Raw genomic sequence first — 1,004 nt, forward strand, 5'->3', positions numbered from 1 at the left:
CTAGTGTGATGCGCCAGAAATCCTGAGGGTTAGTTCTGCTCTGTTTTCTGGCCGGTGGTTCCGACCTTGGTGAGGTAGTCGGCGAGAGAGTTGAGGATCTCGTCGGCTGTCTTGGTCCAGGTGAAGGGCCGCGGGTTCTCGTTCCAGGTGTCGATCCACGCAGTGATGTCGTTCTCCAGGGCTTTCACGGATCTGTGGACGCCGCGGCGGATGAGTTTGTCGGTCAGTAGGCCGAACCACCGCTCCACCTGGTTCATCCACGAGGAGCCGGTGGGGGTGAAATGGACGTGAAAGCGGGGGTGTTTGCCGAGCCACGTCCTGATGTCGGCGGTGTTGTGGGTGGCGTAGTTGTCGCAGACGAGGTGCACGTCGAGTCCGGCGGGCACCGCCTTGTCGATCCGGATCAGGAACTTCTTGAACTCGATCGCCCGGTGTCGGCGATGCAGTGCTGATATGACGGTGCCGTCGGCGATGTTGAAGGCGGCGAACAGGCTGGTGATGCCGTGCCGGTAGTAGTCGTGGGTCCGGCGTTCGGGCATACCCGGCATCATCGGCAGCACCGGCTGGGACCGGTCCAGCGCCTGGATCTGGGACTTCTCGTCCACGCAGAGCACCACCGCCTTCTCGGGCGGGTGGTGGTACAGGCCGACAACGTCGACGACCTTGGCGACGAACTGCGGATCGGTGGACAGCTTGAAGGAGTCCTGCAGGTGGGGCTTGAGGTCGAACCGCTTCCAGATGCGCCCGATCGTCGACTTCGACAGGCCGGTGCGCTGGGCCATCGAGGCCCGCGACCAGTGCGTGTCCTGGCCCGGGACCGACTCCAGGGTGGCCACGACGACCTCCTCGACCTGGTCGAGGAGGATCGAGGGCGGCCGGCCCGAGCGCGGCTCGTCATGCAGACCATCGAGGCGCTTCGCGATGAACCGGGCCCGCCAGCGGTCCACGGTCGACCTGTCGATGCCGAGGTCGGCCGCAGCCTGCTGATTCGTCCCACCCTCCGC

At 65.0% G+C, this 1,004-nt stretch carries 1 protein-coding gene; it reads right to left on the minus strand.

Translation table 11 applies throughout. From position 1 onward, the window contains the following. Positions 1-29: 29 nt before the first annotated feature. Positions 30-1,004 (minus strand): IS630 family transposase (locus tag ACIQRW_RS38410; RefSeq protein WP_403770020.1); only part of this gene is annotated, 975 nt, incomplete at its 5' end.

Source organism: Streptomyces sp. NPDC091287 (genome assembly GCF_044768525.1).
Classification (GTDB): domain Bacteria; phylum Actinomycetota; class Actinomycetes; order Streptomycetales; family Streptomycetaceae; genus Streptomyces.